Source organism: Actinosynnema sp. NPDC002837, assembly GCF_040295345.1.
Lineage (GTDB): Bacteria > Actinomycetota > Actinomycetes > Mycobacteriales > Pseudonocardiaceae > Actinosynnema.
This window is the reverse complement of the sequence record NZ_JBEOVG010000063.1, coordinates 1-15,787: the sequence shown is the minus strand read 5'-3', so window position 1 is coordinate 15,787 and position 15,787 is coordinate 1. Positions and strand designations below refer to the sequence as shown.

General features: G+C 72.6%; 12 protein-coding genes and 1 pseudogene. 8 read left to right on the top strand and 5 right to left on the bottom strand.

Annotation, left to right across the window (positions count from 1 at the left end; genetic code table 11):
• Positions 1-33: 33 nt before the first annotated feature.
• The 3 genes from ABTZ99_RS31640 to ABTZ99_RS31630 all read right to left on the bottom strand — a co-directional run bounded on the left by ABTZ99_RS31640 (position 34) and on the right by ABTZ99_RS31630 (position 3,444).
• A complete protein-coding gene (locus ABTZ99_RS31640; RefSeq protein WP_499616470.1) occupies positions 34-1,050 on the bottom strand; it encodes a Gfo/Idh/MocA family protein in 1,017 nt (338 codons plus the stop codon).
• A gap of 202 nt (positions 1,051-1,252) precedes the next feature.
• A complete protein-coding gene (locus ABTZ99_RS31635; RefSeq protein ID WP_499616467.1) occupies positions 1,253-2,812 on the bottom strand; it encodes a cellulose binding domain-containing protein in 1,560 nt (519 codons plus the stop codon).
• Between the two features lie 131 nt (positions 2,813-2,943).
• Positions 2,944-3,444: a hypothetical protein gene (locus ABTZ99_RS31630; protein WP_498784444.1), complete on the bottom strand. Its 501-nt coding sequence runs from the start codon at positions 3,442-3,444 to the stop codon at positions 2,944-2,946.
• A gap of 228 nt (positions 3,445-3,672) precedes the next feature.
• Between ABTZ99_RS31630 and ABTZ99_RS31625 the strand changes: the two genes are divergently transcribed.
• From ABTZ99_RS31625 to ABTZ99_RS31610, 4 genes and pseudogenes are all read left to right on the top strand, one after another.
• Complete coding sequence (locus ABTZ99_RS31625) at positions 3,673-4,788, top strand: sensor histidine kinase (protein WP_499616464.1); 1,116 nt, start codon at positions 3,673-3,675, stop codon at positions 4,786-4,788.
• Positions 4,785-5,432, top strand: coding sequence for a response regulator transcription factor (locus ABTZ99_RS31620; RefSeq protein WP_498784440.1), 648 nt, complete (start codon positions 4,785-4,787; stop codon positions 5,430-5,432). Before ABTZ99_RS31625 ends, ABTZ99_RS31620 begins: the two co-directional genes overlap by 4 nt.
• A gap of 63 nt (positions 5,433-5,495) precedes the next feature.
• Positions 5,496-6,170, top strand: a complete 675-nt coding sequence (locus ABTZ99_RS31615) for an alpha/beta hydrolase (protein WP_499616461.1) — start codon at positions 5,496-5,498, stop codon at positions 6,168-6,170.
• Positions 6,167-7,015: pseudogene (locus tag ABTZ99_RS31610) on the top strand (acyltransferase family protein); the annotation flags it as partial. The gene ABTZ99_RS31615 and the pseudogene ABTZ99_RS31610, both read left to right, overlap by 4 nt.
• A 15-nt stretch (positions 7,016-7,030) precedes the next feature.
• On the opposite strand, the gene ABTZ99_RS31605 reads toward ABTZ99_RS31610, so the two are convergent.
• Together ABTZ99_RS31605 and ABTZ99_RS31600 are read right to left on the bottom strand one after the other, a co-directional pair.
• A complete protein-coding gene (locus ABTZ99_RS31605) occupies positions 7,031-9,181 on the bottom strand; it encodes a phospholipase A2 (RefSeq protein ID WP_499616458.1) in 2,151 nt (716 codons plus the stop codon).
• Between the two features lie 152 nt (positions 9,182-9,333).
• Positions 9,334-9,918, bottom strand: a complete 585-nt coding sequence (locus ABTZ99_RS31600) for an SACE_7040 family transcriptional regulator (RefSeq protein ID WP_498784434.1) — start codon at positions 9,916-9,918, stop codon at positions 9,334-9,336.
• Between the two features lie 191 nt (positions 9,919-10,109).
• Between ABTZ99_RS31600 and ABTZ99_RS31595 the strand changes: the two genes are divergently transcribed.
• The 4 genes from ABTZ99_RS31595 (at position 10,110) to ABTZ99_RS31580 (ending at position 15,724) form a co-directional block, all read left to right on the top strand.
• The gene (locus tag ABTZ99_RS31595; RefSeq protein WP_498784432.1) at positions 10,110-10,898 is read left to right on the top strand and encodes an SGNH/GDSL hydrolase family protein; all 789 of its coding nucleotides are present in this window, start codon (positions 10,110-10,112) and stop codon (positions 10,896-10,898) included.
• Between the two features lie 117 nt (positions 10,899-11,015).
• Positions 11,016-12,620 carry a carboxyl transferase domain-containing protein gene (locus tag ABTZ99_RS31590; protein WP_498784430.1) on the top strand — a complete coding sequence of 535 codons (1,605 nt, stop codon included), beginning with the start codon at positions 11,016-11,018 and terminating at the stop codon, positions 12,618-12,620.
• Positions 12,621-12,640: 20 nt separating this feature from the next.
• Positions 12,641-14,557 (top strand): acetyl/propionyl/methylcrotonyl-CoA carboxylase subunit alpha, encoded by a 1,917-nt coding sequence (locus ABTZ99_RS31585; protein ID WP_499616540.1) that lies wholly within the window; start codon positions 12,641-12,643, stop codon positions 14,555-14,557.
• 3 nt (positions 14,558-14,560) lie between these two features.
• Positions 14,561-15,724 carry an acyl-CoA dehydrogenase family protein gene (locus ABTZ99_RS31580; RefSeq protein ID WP_498784428.1) on the top strand — a complete coding sequence of 388 codons (1,164 nt, stop codon included), beginning with the start codon at positions 14,561-14,563 and terminating at the stop codon, positions 15,722-15,724.
• Positions 15,725-15,787 lie beyond the last annotated feature (63 nt).

The window sequence follows — 15,787 nt, the reverse complement described above, 5'->3', positions numbered from 1 at the left end:
CTTAGTCACTGAGAGATTCGGCCGGCAAGACACCTAGGGCAGTGGGACGACCTCACCCGAACGCGCCGACGCGAACGCCGCCTCGACGACCTCCAGCCCGGCGACCGCGTCCGCCACCGGAACAGGGGCCTGACCAGCGGCGACGGCCGCGTAGAAGTCCTGGTACGCCCCCGGCTCCGTGTGCACCGGCTCCGTGCCGAGCACGCCCCACTGCTCCACCGCGTCCTCGCCCCACCCCTCCCCGCCGGGCACCTCGCCCGCCTTCAACGCCTCCTCCTGCGGGTCCATCCCGTGCTTCACGTACGCCGACCGGTCGCCCAGGACGCGGAACCGCGGCCCCGGCGACGCCGCCAACGCCGACGCCCACAGGTGCGACACGGCGCCGGACGAGTGGGTCAGCGCCAGGAACGCGTCGTCGTGCGCGCGGGCGCCGGCCCGCAACGTCCGCACCTCCGCGTACACGCTCGTCGGACGCCCGAACAGCGCCACCGCCTGGTCCACCAGGTGCGTGCCCAGGTCGAACACGATGCTGCCGAGGTCGGCCGGGTCGCCGGACTCCTTCCAGCTCCCCTTCACCTCCGGCCGCCACCGCTCGAACCGCGACTCGAACCGGTGCACCCGCCCCAACGCGCCCTCGCCGACCAGCCGCGCCACGGTGCGGAAGTCGCCGTCCCAGCGCCGGTTGTGGAACGGCGCCAGCAGCAACCCGCGTGCCGCCGCCAGGTCCGCCAGCTCCCGCGCCTCGCCGGCCGACGGCGCGAACGGCTTGTCCACCACGACGTTCAGCCCGTGCTCCAACGCGGCACGGGCGTGCGCGGCGTGCGACCGGTTCGGCGTGGTCACCACGACCAGGTCGAACTCGTCGGCCCGCCGCCACACCTCGTCCACCGACGAGATCAGCTCGGCCTCCGGGTAGCGGGACGACACCTCCGCCTGCCGTTCCGGGTTCCCGGTGACGACGGCGCCCAGCGCCAAGCCGGGCGTGGTGGACAGGAACGGTGCGTGGAAGGCGGCTCCGCCGAGCCCGTAACCGATCAGTGCGGTGCGCATGACCCGAACCCTAAGCGGCCCAAGACCGGGACGCCCTGTCGCGCGCGGTGTCTTCGGAGCGCCCGAAACCCCGTGCCCGACAGGTGCCCTCCGAGGTCGCCGACGCCGTTCCCGGCGCCGGCGACCAGCGCGTGGCGACCTCACGGCCGCGACGCGTGCATCATGGAGTTCGGCCAGGTGTCGAAACCGGTCGGCGAACCGCTCAGAACCCGGCCGTGATCCGGGTGAACTCCCAGTCCGCCTGCGGGATGCCGCTGCAGTTCGACGCGACCTGGCCGTCGCACCCGCCGCGGTCGCGGTTGACGGCCCAGAACGCGAACCGGGCCAGGCCGTTGGACTTCGACCAGTCGCGCAGCTGCGTCCACGTCTGGGTGGTCGTCACCTCGCGCTGGTCGGACAGGCCGTTCATGCCCGAGATGCCGACGTGCCGGAACGCCTCCGCGTCCGACCACCCGAACGTGGCCTTCAGCTTGTCCTTGAGCCCGGTGGCGGCGTTGACGGTGTCGGCGCCGATGTTCGAGCTGCCGAAGTCGAACGGCATGATCGTGAACACGTCGACGCCCGCCCCGATCGCCGCCGCCCGCTCGACCAGCCGGTTGCCCCAGGAGTTCGGGCCGGTGGTCGTGGTGCCGAACGTGACGATGGTCTGGATGCCCGGGTTGTTCGCCTTGACGATCTTGAGCGCCTCCAGGATCCGGTCCTGCACGGCGGCGTTCTCGAACTCGTCGGTGTTCTCGATGTCGATGTCGATGGCCTTGAGCCCGTAGGCGTTGATGACCTGCTGGTACGCGCCGGCCAGCGCCTGCGGGGTCGAGCAGTTGGGGCCGAGCTTGTTGCCGCTCCACCCGCCGAACGACGGCACGACGTCGCCACCGGCCGCCCGGATCTGCTGGATCGCCTGCGCGTCGATGCCGCCGGTCAGCGGCCGGTTGCCGTCCCACGCCGGGTTGCAGCCGCCCGACGACAGCACGAACGCCATGGTGAACCACTTGACGCCGGTCGTGCTCATGATCGTGGCCGGCGCGGGCGGGTTGCCCCAGCCCAGGAACAGGTACGGCGCGCCCCGGCCGCCGGTCGGGTTCGTGCCCGGCTGGGTGGTCGCGGAGACCTGGTCGGACGGGCCCGAGGTGTTCCCCGCGGCGTCGCGCGCCCGCACCGTGAACGTGTACGAGGTGGACGCGTTCAGGCCGGTCACGGTGGCCGTCGTGCCGCTGACCGCGGTGGCGACCGAGGTGCCGCGGTACACGTCGTACGCGGTCACGCCGACGTTGTCGGTCGACGCGGTCCACGCGAGCGAGACCGAGTTGCTGGTCGTGCCGGTGACGCGCAGGGAGCCGGGCGCGCTGGGCGCGGCCGTGTCACCGCCGCCGCCACCGGTGCAGGGAGCCCCGTTGACGGTGCAGTTGAGCGGCGCGCCGGAACCGGTGCCGACGAAGCCGAAGCTCGTCGACGCGCCGACACCCACGTTGCCGTTGTACTCGCGGTTGGTCGCCACGTAATGATCACCCGATCGGGTGACAAGTGCGTCCCAGTACGACCCGAGCGCGGTGCCCGCGGGCAGGTCGAACTCGATGCGCCACGAGGTGATGGCGGACGGTCCGCCGTTGGCGACGGTGAACCGGGCCTCGAAGCCGCTGCCCCAGTCCTGGGTCTTGGCGAAGGTGGCGGTGACGCCCGGCGCCGCTTGGGCGGCCGGACCCGCGACCAGTGAACCTATGGCCAGCGCGCTCGCTGCGAGCAGCGCGCTCGTTCGTCGTGACATGAAGAGTCCTCCTCGGCGGGATCGGCAGGGTGAATCGCGCCCACCTCGGAGAGTGGTCTAGACCAAATAAAAAGGCAAGGTTCTTTACGGTTCCGTCGGTGGAAGAGGGCGGCCGAACCGGGCGAACGGGACTATTCCTCCAGCGCGGTCGCGATCCAGGGCGACACGGGGAGGTCGCGCAGCCCGCACTCCACGGCCAGCTTCACCGTCCACCGCAGGGCCTGGAGCACCACCGTGGCCAGCTCCTGGGGCTGCCCGTTGGCCAGCGCGATCTCGATCTGCTCGGCCGCGGCCTCCTGGTCGCCGTGCACCTCGGCGAGCAGCGTGCGGATCGCGGTGCGGACCGGCGGGTCGGCGTCGTCGATCGGCACCTCCTGCCCGTCCTCGTCGAAGACCTGCATCTTCACCGGTGTCGCGCCGCCCGAGCCCAGGGCGGCGACCATGGCGCTGCACTCGGAGAACAGCAGGAGGACCAGCTCCCGGATCTCCTCGTTGCCCTCGGGCGAGCCGCTGAGGTACCCGGTGACGAGGTCGACCGCGACCGCGTCCTCCCCGACCTTGGCCGCGGTCAGGGCTTCGCCGGCCACGGCCTGGAGCCGCGACCAGCGATCCGGATCTTGCTGCGGGTGCATTCAGCCATCTTCCAACACGGAGTAGGGGCGCACAGCTCTGCATATTGCCTACCCGGTGGTGTTCGCCCACCGCAACGGCTTGTCCGGTGCGCCGCCTGTCCGGTATGGGCGGCCTTCGGCGCGGGCGGTCCTCCCGTGCGTGCGCTCCCCGGTGTGGGCGGGTCGTACCCGGGTATGACAGACCGTGGTGGCATGTGTCGTCGCGGCCCGCCGCATAGCATCGGGGCCGTGATCCGCACTCTCCTCCAGGTCGTGCTGTTCCGCGACCGCTCGCGGGTCTTCGACGGCTTCCGCTTCCGCCACCCGCTGACGGCGTTGGTGCTGCTCCACGGCTTGATCATCGCGATCGGGGTGAGCTCCGACTACGTCACGCGGGAGGAACCGGACGGCTGGTGGCCGCTGCTGTTCGCGATCGTCGCCGGCAGCACCGCGCTGACCCTGCGCTCCACGCTCGTGGCGTGGCGGCTGGCCACGGCCGGTCTGGTGGTCATGCGGCTGCTGACGCCCTCGGAACCCGCGGCCCTGGGCGGCTGGCAGTGGTGGTGGTACGTGCCGGTGCTGCTGGCGGTCGCGACCGTGCACCGCGGCCGGGTCGTGCTGCTCGTGGCGTTGATCACGTCCGGCGTGGTGCTCTGGGTGGAGCGGTCGGGCGGGGCCCTGCCGACCATCGGCCTGCTGCTGCTGGTGCTCCTGCTCGGGTACGCGTTCGGCGCGCGCGGGCGGGCCGAGCGGCGGTTCCACGCCGAGCAGGACGAGAAGGCGGCGCTGGTCGAACGCGCCCGGATCGCCCGCGAGATGCACGACGTGGTCGCGCACCACATGTCGCTGGTCGTGGTCCGGTGCGAGACCGCGCCCTACCGGATCGCGGACCTGCCCGAGGCGGGCAGGCAGGAGTTCGCCGAGCTCGGCGCGGCGGCCAGGGCCGCGATCACGGACATGCAGCAGCTGCTCGGCGTGCTGCGCGAGTCCGACCGGCGGGCCGACCGGACGCCGCAGCCGGGCTTGGCCGACATCCGGTCGCTGCACGCGGACGCGTCCGTCACCGACGCCGAGGTGCCGGAGGCCGTCGGGCTGACCGCGTACCGGATCGTGCAGGAGGCGCTCACGAACGCCGGTCGGCACGCGCCGGGCGCGACCACGTCGGTCACCGTCTACCTGGTGGACGACGCGCTGCGGGTCGTCGTGCGGAACGCGGCGGGCGGGCCGTCGCTCGGCGGTGGCGGCGGGCACGGGCTCAGGGGCATGCGGGAACGGGTGGCGGTGCACGGCGGTTCGCTGACCGCCGGGCCGACCGCGGACGGGGGGTTCGAAGTGCGGGCGATCGTGCCGGTGGGGCAGCGGTGATCCGGGTGCTGGTCGCCGACGACCAGGAGATGGTGCGCGAGGGCTTCTCCGCGCTGCTGGACGCCCAGGCGGACATCAGCGTGGTGGGGTCGGCCGGCGACGGCGTCGCCGCAGTCGGCGAGGTCCGCAGGCTGCGGCCGGACGTGGTGCTGATGGACGTGCGGATGCCGGAGATGGACGGGCTGACCGCGACCAGGCTGCTGGCCGACGACCCGGTCAAGGTGCTCGTGCTGACCACGTTCGACCTGGACGACTACGTCTACGAGGCGTTGCGGGCCGGTGCGAGCGGGTTCCTGCTCAAGCACGCGCCCGCGAGCGAGCTGCTGGCCGCGGTGCGGGTGGTGGCGCGCGGCGACGCGTTGCTGGCCCCCTCGGTGACCAAGCGGCTCATCGAGGACTTCGTGAAGGCGCAGCCGGTGCGGGTGGTCAAGCCCGCCGCGCTGACCGCGTTGACCGAGCGGGAGACCGAGGTGCTGCGGCTGATCGCCCAGGGCCTGTCGAACGGCGAGATCGCCGCGCACCTGGTGCTGGCCGAGCAGACGGTGAAGACGCACGTGAGCCGGGTGTTGATGAAGCTCGGCCTGCGCGACCGGGCGCAGGCCGTGATCGCGGCCTACGAGTCCGGCCTCGTGGTACCCGGGTAGGGCCCGGGGAACGGCACCGCGGGGTGACGCCGCGAGGGGTGTGGCCTTCCTAGTTTCGGCGCCATGCCGAAGAAGATCGCGTTGGTGGCCGCGCTGCTGGTCCTGGCGGTGCCGGGTGGCGACCCGCCGCCGTTCACGCCCAGGGTCGAGGTGCACGGCGACCTCGCCCGGGCCGCGCACGTCGCGGTCGTCGTGCCGGGGTCCGATGTGGACGACCGGCGGTTCGACCGCACGGTCGGGCGGATGGCGCGCGACCTGCACGCGTCCGTCGGGCGGGACGACGTCGCGGTGGTCGCGTGGCTGGGGTACCGGACGCCGTCCGGGCTCGGGGTGGACGCGGCCGGCGGCCGGTTGGCGCGAGCGGGCGCGGTCGCGCTGGACGAGTACGTGCGCACGTTGCCGGGGCACGTGCACCTGATGTGCCACAGCTACGGGTCGGTGGTGTGCGGGTTGGCCCGGCCACGCGTCGACGACGTGGTGCTCCTCGGCTCACCCGGCGTGCGGGTGGACTCGGTGACGTCCGCCGCGCGGGTGTGGGCGGCGCGCGGCGGCCGGGACTGGACGCGGTGGGTGCCCTCGGTGCGGCTGGGCGACCTGGGGCACGGCCCCGACCCGGTCGACCCGGCGTTCGGCGCGCGGGTGCTCGACGCGGGCGACATCGGGCACGACGAGTACTTCCGGGAGGGCACGCCGTCGCTGCGCGCCCTGTCCCGGATCGCGGTGGGGGAGACGCCGTGACGCAACGGGACCCGGTGATCGACGCGACGCGCGCGATCGCCGTCGTCGGGGTGGTGCTGGGGCACTGGCTGGTGACGGCCGTGGTGCTCACCGGTGACGGGCTGGTGGTGGACAGCCCGTTGCGGTGGATGCCGGAGCTGGCGCCGCTGACCTGGGTGCTCCAGGTGTTGGGGCTGTTCTTCTTCGCCGGCGGGTTCGGCGCGGTGCGGTCGGGCGTGCCGTGGTGGTCGCGGGCGCGCAAGCTCGTGCCGCCGGTGGTGGTGCTGCTGGGCGCGTGGGCCGCGGTCCTGTTCGGACTGTCGATGCGCGGGTTGCCGCAGCAGACCGTGATGACCGTCGGGTACCTCGTCGTGACGCCGTTGTGGTTCCTGGTCGTGTACGTCGTGCTGTCGGCGTTCACGCCGTTGCTGCGCCGGCTGGGGTGGTGGGGCGTGGTGGTCCCGGTCGCGCTGGTGGCGGTGGACGTCGGCTGGGTGAACGTGGTCGCGGTGTGGTGGGCGCCGTGGCAGGTGGGCGTGCTCGTGGCCCAGCGGGGGCACCACCGCTCGTGGGGTGCGGTGCTGTTCGCGGCCGGCGGGGTGGCGTTCGCGCTGCTGCTGGCCGCCGGGTACCCGGCCAGTGCGGTCGGCGTGCCGGGCGCGGCGGAGTCGAACCTGTCGCCGCCGTCGGCCGCGGCGCTGGCGTTGGCGCTGGCGCAGGTGGGGTTGGTGCTGCTGGTCCGGCCGTCGTTCCCGGCGCGGCGGCTGAACGCGCGGGCGTTGCCGATCTTCCTGGTGCACCAGAGCGCGTTGCTGGTGGTGACGTTGGCGGGATCGGTGTTCGGCTCGTTGCGCGGCCTGCACACGCCGCCGTCGGACGCGCTATGGGTGCTGGAACGCGGGACGTGGCTGCCGGTGTTCACCTGCGTGTGCCTGGTCCTGCTTCGGTATGGCCGCCGCCAGGGCGACGACGATCGTCGCGCCGTGCAGGACGACCACCGCGCCGGTGGGCTCCAGCACCAGCAGCGGCGGCACGCAGGCCAAGGCGGTGAGCAGCCAGGGGCGGCGGCCGTGGCACGTGCCGGCGTGCGCGGTGTGCAGCAGGTACCAGCCCAGCAGCAGGTGGATCAGGTTCTGCAGCGGGTCGACCTTGAGCACGACCAGCGTGCCCGCCGCGCCCGCGAACCCGGTCACCACGAACCCGAGGACGCCGAGCACCCCGTAGCCGGCGCCGAGCGTGACGGCGAGCCGGGTGCGGTGGGTCTCGCGGGTGCGGCAGGGGCTGAGCGCGGCGTTCCGCTCGAAGCGGTGGAACACGGCCAGGACGGGCAGGAGCAGCAGCACCAGCACGGCCAGCCAGCGCGGCTTGGTGGCGACCCAGTCGAACGTGGCCGGCGAGTCGAGCAGGCCGAGCACGCCGATCACGGCGGCCAGCACGGTCAGGTAGCCGAGGTAGACCGTCATGGGCGCGGTCCGGGCGAACTCCACGACCCGCCACGGCCCGCTGCCCGCGAGCCACGCCGTGACGCGGGGCTTGAGCAGCAGCACCACGCTGATCTGGGCGAGGCCGAGCACGAGCAGGCACACGGTGGGCGGGCTGAGGTTCGAGCCGCCCTCGCCGGGCAGCGGCATCATCGTGCGCGGGTAGCCGCCGAACGTGATCAGCGCGAGTAGCGCGGGCACGGCGGCGAGCGCGAGGGCGCCGAGCACCTTGCGCGAGACGCGCTGCAGGCTGCCGTCGGCGTAGTGGAAGCCGAGCTGTTGCAGCAGCAGCGCGCCCAGCACCAGGTTGAGGTAGCCGCCGGTGCGCCAGGCGAAGCCGATGCGGGCCAGGTCGACCACGATCATGGCGGCGACGAGCGCGACCGGCGTGGCCAGGCGGGCGTTGCGGTGCAGCCAGGCCATGACCGGGGTGGCGGCGACCGCGACCAGGTACAGGCCGAGGAACCACAGCGGGTGCGCGATGAGCCGGCCGAACATCTCCACCCGCGACTTGTCCACGTCGAGCAGTTCCAGCGGCAGCGGCAGGACCAGCCAGGCCAGCACGAACGCGAGCACGGGCCGCAGCAGCCAGGAGATCCGCGCGGCGAGGTAGCGGCCGTAGCCGCCGTGGTCGGCCTGCACGGCGTGCCAGCCGACGAGGTTGGCGTGGCCGCCCGCGAAGTAGAAGACGGGGATGGCCTGGAGCGCCCAGGTGAGCAGCCACAGCCAGGTCGCGCTCACGCCCGCCCAGTGCAGGACGGTGATCACGGACTGGCCGATCACCACCAGGGCGAGCGCGCTCAGCCGCAGGAACGTGGCGTAGCGGTCGTGGGTGGCCCGTGGCCGGGGCGCGTCGACGGGTTCGTCGGGTCCTCGCTTGCGCGGCAGGCGGGCGAGCAGCAGGAACACCACGACGGCGCTGCCGAAGCCCCAGGCGAGGACGGGTTCGTGGCCGGGCGGTCCCCAGCGCTGCCGCCACGAGTTGAACTCCAGGCCCGCCGCGTAGAGCTGGGCGGTCGCGTGGCACCGCGTGGCGTGGCCGCGCGGGTTCACGTCGCACTGGGCGTGCATGTCGGCCGCGAGGCGGGCGTCGAGGGACTTGCGGGCTTCCTGGCCCAGCGGGCGGCCCTTGTGCTCGGCGTAGCGGAGCAGGTCGTAGCCCAGGTCGTGCGCCTTGCAGCCGGTGCCGAAGTCCCACTCGGTGTCGCCCGCCGGGCCGGAGCACCCGCCGTTCGGGTCGACGGCCCGGGTGGACCCGTCGGGCCCGGGGACCACCACCGGCTCGCGGTTGGTCACCTCGCCGAAGTCGGCCGGGAACCCGAGGAGCGGGTTCGCCCCGCTGGGGTTGGCCATCGCCTCGACGGCCCGCGCCGCCACCGCGACGTCACCCTCCAGTGGCGAGGTGTCGGTCGCGCCCGCCGGCCTGGACGCGATCACGCCGCAGACGAACACGGCCAGCGCCACCAGCACGAACCTGAACCAGGCGGGCAGGCGGGCGAGCAACCGGAGCCCCGGCCACCCCCCGGTGGTCTTCACCGCCACGTCACCCATTGGCAGCCCAGCGTACGCGAAACTCCCCCACCCACCCCGCCGCGTGTCCTGCGCTCAGGACCACCGCGTGCTACGTCAAGGCCCCGCATGTCCGACGTCCAGCACCCCCGAGTCGAACGCTCGGGACCCGCGACCTGCGCCTTCCCCGCGCGTCAGGGGTGCACGGGCAACGCGCCCGACAACGACGCCAGCGCCATCTGCGAGAGCAGCGCGGCCATCTGGTCGCGGTCCAGGTGCGCGCTGTGGGGCGTGGAGTTGATCAGGCCGAACACGGCGTGCGCCGCCGCACGGGCGGTCGGCTCGTCCACCTCCGGCGACGTCTTGCGGATCGTCTCCACCCACACCTCGACGTAACGCCGCTGGAGCGCTCTCACCCGCCGCCGGTCCGGGTCGGTCAGGTTCGCCAGGTTGCGGATCTGCACGGTGATCAGCGCCGGGTCGTCCAACGCGAAGTCGACGTGCCACCGGATCAATTCCCGAAGCGCGTGCGCCGGGTCGCCCGACGCGGCCACCCGGTTCTGCCCGCCGTCGAGCAACCGCTCGCTGATGGACGTCAGCATCTCGCCCAGCATCGCGTCCTTGCTGCGGAAGTGCCGGTACAGCGCCGGCCCGGAAATCCCCACCGCGGCACCGATGTCGTCGATGCCGACGCCGTGGAAGCCGTGCCGGGCGAACAGTTCGGCGGCGGCGGCCAGGATCTGGTCACGGCGGGTCTGCTTCGCTGGCTCGGCTGGCACGGCGCCCATCTTAAACGGCCGGCCCGGTCCACGTAAACGGGCGTTAACCTGGCCGTCGGCAAACGATCACCGCCCCGCGGCCGAAACGCGTAGTTAACTCTTGACCCACTCTTTTTATATAGGACTACTTACTGGTAACCCTTGTTGTGCTCCGCATCACACCCTGCGTTGTTTCCCTCCGGGAGGCTCCGATGCGCCTTGTCCGTACCCTGTCCAGCGCGGCGCTGGCAATCGTCGCCGCGCTGGCACTCGTCGTGCCGGCCGAAGCGGCCGCCGCCAACTACGTCGCACTCGGCGACTCCTACTCGTCCGGAACGGGCACCGGCTCGTACTACAGCGACTCCGGCAGCTGCAAGCGCAGCCAGTACAGCTACCCGGCGCTCTGGGCGGCGTCCCACGCGCCCGCGTCGTTCAAGTTCGTGGCCTGCTCCGGCGCCAAGACCGGCGACGTGCTCGCCAACCAGGTCAGCGCCCTGACGGCCTCGACCTCCCTGGTCAGCATCTCGATCGGTGGGAACGACGCCGGCTTCACCGACGTGATCACCACGTGCACCTTCGGCTCCGACTCGACCTGCGTCAACCGGGTCAACCAGGCCAAGGCCTACGCCACCGGCACGCTGCCCGGCCTGCTGGACAACGTCTACGCGCAGATCCGCACCCGCGCGCCGTCCGCCACGGTCGTCGTGCTCGGCTACCCGCGCCTGTACAAGGTGCCGGGCAGCTGCTCGGTCGGCCTGAGCGACACCAAGCGCGCGGCGATCAACTCCGCCGCCGACACCCTGCACCAGGTCATCTCCGCCCGGGCGGGCGCGAAGTCGTTCGCCTACCGCGACCTGCGCACCGCGTTCACCGGGCACGAGATCTGCTCGTCGGACTGGTGGCTCAACAGCCTGTCGTGGCCGGTGGAGGAGTCCTACCACCCCAACCGCAACGGCCAGCGCCTCGGCTACCTGCCCCAGCTCACCGCCGTCACCGGCTGACCTGGACCCGCACCACCCCGGAGGGGGCCGCACCCGCGGCCCCCTCCGGCTTGTGAACAGGAGTTAACAAGCGCTAACATCTCCTCAGGTTAACGACGGCTAACCGCGAGGAGTTCGATGGACGCCCCGGTGTTGCGCAGCACGGCCGACAAGTCGGCCGAGGCCTTCCGGCGCTACCACGACGAGCACGCGCGACTCGTGCAGGACCTGCGCGCCAAGCTCGGCCGAGCCGCCCTGGGCGGCCCGGAGAAGGCACGGACCCGGCACGTGGCGCGCGGCAAGCTGCTGCCGCGCGACCGGGTCGACACGCTGCTCGACCCCGGTTCGCCGTTCCTCGAACTGTCGCCGCTGGCCGCGGACGGCCTGTACGGCGACGAGGCGCCCGCCGCGGGCGTCATCACGGGCGTCGGCCGCGTGTCCGGCCGCGAGGTCGTGGTCGTCGCCAACGACGCCACCGTCAAGGGCGGCACCTACTACCCGCTGACGGTGAAGAAGCACCTGCGCGCCCAGGAGGTGGCGCTGCAGAACCACCTGCCGTGCGTCTACCTGGTGGACTCCGGGGGCGCGTTCCTGCCGAAGCAGGACGAGGTGTTCCCGGACCGCGAGCACTTCGGCCGGATCTTCTTCAACCAGGCCACCATGTCCGCCCGCGGCATACCGCAGATCGCCGCCGTGCTCGGCTCGTGCACGGCGGGCGGCGCGTACGTGCCCGCGATGTCGGACGAGGCGGTGATCGTGCGCGGCCAGGGCACGATCTTCCTCGGCGGCCCGCCGCTGGTGAAGGCCGCGACCGGCGAGGTCGTCACGGCCGAGGAGCTGGGCGGCGGCGAACTGCACTCGCGCACGTCCGGCGTCACCGACCACCTGGCGGAGGACGACGCGCACGCGTTGCGGATCGTGCGCTCGATCGTCAGCACGCTGGGTCCGCGCGCGCCGCGCCCGTGGCAGGTCGAGCCGACCGTGGAGCCCGCGGTCGACCCCGCCGAGCTGTACGGCGTCGTGCCGACGGACAGCCGCACGCCCTACGACGTGCGCGAGGTGATCGCCCGCGTCGTGGACGGCAGCCGGTTCCACGAGTTCAAGAAGGAGTACGGCGCGACGCTGGTCACCGGGTTCGCCCGGATCCACGGCCACCCGGTCGGCATCGTGGCCAACAACGGCGTGCTGTTCGGCGAGTCGGCGTTGAAGGGCGCGCACTTCATCCAGCTGTGCGACCAGCGCGGCGTGCCGCTGGTGTTCCTGCAGAACATCAGCGGGTTCATGGTCGGCCGCGAGTACGAGGCGGCGGGCATCGCCAAGCACGGCGCGAAGATGGTGACGGCGGTGGCGTGCGCGCGGGTGCCGAAGTTCACCGTGGTCATCGGCGGGTCGTTCGGCGCGGGCAACTACTCCATGTGCGGCCGGGCCTACTCGCCCCGGTTCCTGTGGATGTGGCCCAACGCCCGGATCTCGGTGATGGGCGGCGAGCAGGCGGCCTCGGTGCTGGCGACGGTGCGGCGCGACCAGCTCGGCGACGAGTGGTCGGCCGAGGACGAGGAGGCGTTCAAGGCGCCGATCCGGCAGCAGTACGAGGACCAGGGCAACCCGTACTACTCCACGGCCCGGCTCTGGGACGACGGCGTGATCGACCCGCTCGACACGCGCACGGTGCTCGGCCTGGCCCTGTCCACGGCGGCGAACGCCCCGATCGAGCCGGTTTCCCACGGCGTCTTCCGGATGTGAGGGCGATGTCTCGGCAGGAGATGTTCGACAGCGTTCTGGTGGCCAACCGCGGCGAGATCGCGGTGCGGGTGATCCGCGCGTTGCGGCGGTTCGGGATCCGCTCGGTGGCCGTGCACAGCGACGCGGACGCCGACGCGCTGCACGTGCGGATGGCGGACGTGGCGGTGCGCATCGGGCCCGCGTCGGCGCGGGAGAGCTACCTGTCGGTCGAGCGGATCGTCGAGGCGGCGCTCTCGACCGGCGCGCAGGCCGTGCACCCCGGGTACGGGTTCCTCGCCGAGAACGCGGAGTTCGCGCGGGCGTGCGAGAAGGCCGGGCTGGTGTTCATCGGTCCGCCCGCGGACGCGATCGAGGCGATGGGCGACAAGATCCGCGCCAAGCTGACCGTCGCGGCGGCGGGCGTGCCGGTGGTGCCGGGGCGGACCGAGGTCGGGATGACCGACGACGACCTGGTCGAGGCGGCGGGCGAGATCGGCTTCCCGGTGCTGCTCAAGCCGTCCGCCGGCGGTGGCGGCAAGGGCATGCGGCTGGTGGAGTCCGGTGCCGGCCTGCGGGACGCCATCGAGTCGGCGCGGCGCGAGGCGCGCGGGTCGTTCGGCGACGACGCGCTGCTGATCGAGCGGTTCATCGGCAACCCGCGGCACATCGAGATCCAGGTGCTGGCCGACGCGCACGGCGGGGTCGTGCACCTCGGCGAGCGCGAGTGCAGCCTGCAGCGGCGGCACCAGAAGATCATCGAGGAGGCGCCGTCGCCGATGGTCTCGCCGGAGCTGCGGGAGGCCATGGGCACGGCGGCGGTCGAGGCGGCGAAGGCCGTCGGGTACGTCGGCGCGGGCACGGTCGAGTTCATCGTGGACGGCGCGTCCGGCGACTACTTCTTCATGGAGATGAACACCAGGCTCCAGGTCGAGCACCCGGTGACCGAGCTGGTGACCGGCGTCGACCTGGTCGAGTGGCAGTTGCGGGTGGCCGCGGGCGAGCCGCTGGGCTTCACGTCGGTGGACCTGGCCGGGCACGCCGTCGAGGCCCGCGTCTACGCCGAGGACCCGGCGCGCGGGTTCCTGCCGACCGGGGGGACGGTGCTCGCGCTGGACGAGCCCTCCGACGTGCGGGTGGACTCGGCGTTGCGGGTGGGGCTGACCGTCGGCAGCGACTACGACCCGATGCTGGCCAAGGTGATCGCGCACGGTGCGACGCGGGAGGAGGCGCTGCGCCGGCTGGACGCCGCGTTGGGGCGGTTCGTGCTGCTGGGCGTGACGACGAACATCCCGTTCCTGCGGGCGTTGCTGCGCGACCCGGACGTGCGCGCGGGTGCGCTGGACACCGGGTTGGTCGAGCGCGGGCTGGAGTCGTTGACGCGCCACGACGTGCCGGACGAGGTGCTGGCGGCGGCGGCGCTGGAGCGGCAGCTCGCGGTGCGCGGCGACGACCCGTGGGAGCGGACCGGCGGGTGGCGGGTCGGCGAGCACGCGTGGACGAAGTGGCTGATCGACGGCGTCGAGGTCCGGGTGCGCGGCGACGAGGTGTCCGTCGACGGCCGGGAACCGGTGCGGCTCGCGGCCCACGTCGAGGACGCGTGGCTGGTGGTCGGCGGTCGGCGGTACGCGATGGCCCGTGCGGGCGACGTGCTGTGGCTTGGCCGGGACGGTCACGCGTGGGCGTTGACCGAGACCCTGCCGTCGGAGGTCGCCGCGTCGTCGGCGGCGGGCAGCGGTGGGCCGGTGACCAGCCCGATGCCGGGCACGGTGCTCGTGGCGCGGGTCGCCCAGGGCGAGCACGTGACGGCCGGCCAGGCGTTGTTCGTGGTCGAAGCGATGAAGATGGAGCACACCGTCACGTCACCCGTGGCGGGCGTGCTCGCCGAAGTGCACGTCCAGGCGGGCCAACAGGTCGCGCTGGACGAAACCCTTGCCGTCGTCGTGCCCCACGAGGAGTGAACGATGTTGGACTTCCGCCTTGACGAGGAATACGAGGCGTTGCGCAAGACCGTCGAGGAGTTCGCCCGCGAGGAGGTCGCGCCGGTCATCGGCGGGTTCTACGAGCGCGAGGAGTTCCCCTACGAGGTCGTCGCCAAGATGGGGCGGATGGGGCTGTTCGGGCTGCCGTTCCCGGAGGAGTTCGGCGGCATGGGCGGCGACTACTTCGCGTTGTGCCTGGCGTTGGAGGAGCTGGCCCGGGTCGACTCGTCGGTGGCGATCACGCTGGAGGCGGGCGTCTCGCTGGGGACGATGCCGGTGTTCCGGTTCGGCTCGGCCGAGCAGAAGGCGACCTGGCTGCCCCGGTTGTGCCGCGGCGAGGTGCTCGGCTCGTTCGGGCTCACCGAGCCCGGCAGCGGGTCGGACGCGGGCGCGCTGCGGACCACCGCGCGGGTCGACGGCGACGAGTGGGTGATCAACGGCGCCAAGGCGTTCATCACCAACTCGGGCACGGACATCACCGGGTTGGTGACGGTGGCGGCGGTGACCGGGCGGCGGGAGGACGGCAGGCCGGAGATCTCCACGATCATCGTGCCGTCGGGCACGCCGGGGTTCTCGGTGTCGCGCAAGTACTCCAAGGTCGGGTGGAACGCGTCGGACACGCGTGAGCTGTCGTTCCAGGACTGCCGCGTGCCGCTGGGGAACCTGGTCGGCGAGCGCGGGCGCGGGTACGCGCAGTTCCTGCAGACGTTGGACGAGGGCCGGGTGGCGATCGCGGCGATCGGCGTCGGCCTGGCGCAGGGGTGCGTGGACGAGTCGCTGAAGTACGCGGGGCAGCGCGAGGCGTTCGGGCACCGGATCGGCGAGTACCAGGCCATCCAGTTCAAGATCGCCGAGATGGAGGCGCGCACGCACACCGCGCGGCTGGCGTACTACCAGGCGGCGGCGAAGATGCTGCGCGGCGAGCCGTTCAAGCGCGAGGCGGCGATCGCGAAGCTGGTGTCGTCGGAGGCGGCGATGGACAACGCGCGTGAGGCGACGCAGATCTTCGGCGGGTACGGGTTCATGAACGAGTACCCGGTGGGCCGCTTCTACCGCGACGCGAAGATCCTGGAGATCGGCGAGGGCACGAGCGAGGTGCAGAAGATGCTGATCGCCCGCGAACTGGGCCTCCCGCCGGCCGCCTGACCCAGCCCGCGCGGGTGCGCCGGTGGCGGCGGGCACCCGGGCGGGGGGGTGGACACCCGGGGC